This window comes from Leisingera sp. F5 (assembly GCF_001593695.1).
In genome coordinates this window covers 1-1,069 of sequence record NZ_LUKH01001376.1, presented here as the reverse complement: position 1 = coordinate 1,069, position 1,069 = coordinate 1, and the positions used below count along the sequence as shown (strand labels likewise).

Genomic DNA, 1,069 nt, shown 5'->3' with positions numbered 1-1,069 from the left:
ACCTGTAGCTGCTCGCAATCGCTGGCCAAGACGCCCGTGTCGCCGCGCTGCAAGCCGGTCATATCGACCTGTTTTTTTGGGGTATCGGCCGAGCAGGTTCCGCTGTTTGCCAGCAGCCTGAACTTTACCGTGCCGTCGGGCCGTTGGGCCGGCCTGGTGATGAACACTGAGGACGCCCCGTTTGACAATCCGCACGTCCGCAAGGCGATCCGCATGCCCGCTGACCGCGACATTCTGGGCAAGCTGTTCTATGGCGAGGACAGCTATGCTGTTTCCTGCGACCATCCGGTCTGCCAGCAGCCGCTTAAGCTTGGCATTCTCATCTTCCAGGCCTTCAGCCGCGCGGCCTCCGACACCTCCAAGCCGCCAGGCTTGGACTTCAGCTTGTAAAAGGTCGCCAGGCTCAGGCCGTACCGGCGGCACAGCTCTGCTGCCGGCATCCCGTTCGGCACTACAATTGATCCACTGGATCAATTGCTGAACGCTTGAACTCCTGCTCTTTGATCATCCCCCCTCTCGGCAGATTGCTCCGCAATCGCCTGCCGGGCAGCGGATGATTTGCGCCTCGGTGAAACGGCTCTCACGCATTCGTCTGCTCCTACATAAGTTGGGCAGACTCTACTTCATGGCGAAGGATTTTGCGGAGGGGCAGGTCACCACCTGCCGCCCCCACTTCGGATCATTTTCCAAAATCATGTATTGATCCAGTTCCTCTTCGGTGACGATAGGCCAAAAGCTATCAATCGTGTCGTTCAGTTCTTGGATTGGTGCGGGTCTGGGCTACTCCCCGAAATTCGGACATTGGGCGCCCCCCCCCGGCACTGCTGCTGGTGACCTCCACAGCCCGAACTGCCAGCGTTTTCCCGTCGGCCCCGATGTGTATTTTGCCCCCTTCCCGGAGCATTGCTCCGCAATGCCCTGCCGGGCAGTGGATGTGGTGTTTGGGGCCTCCATGCTTGCGCGCATTCCATTCGCTTTCGCCTTCGGATTTGATGCCAGTGCTGTCCACTGCCCGGCAGGCGATGCAAGCACCACCGGGAGGGGATCAGGAGGGTGAGCGGTCCGGTGC

The 1,069-nt window shown here is 60.2% G+C and carries 2 pseudogenes; both read right to left on the bottom strand.

From position 1 onward, the window contains the following. Nucleotides 1-279 precede the first annotated feature (279 nt). A pseudogene (locus tag A2I95_RS41565) lies at nt 280-458 on the bottom strand (transposase); the annotation flags it as partial. Between the two features lie 365 nt (nt 459-823). Further along, nucleotides 824-1,009 (bottom strand): annotated as a pseudogene (locus tag A2I95_RS41560) (hypothetical protein); the annotation flags it as partial. Between the last annotated feature and the right edge of the window lie 60 nt (nt 1,010-1,069).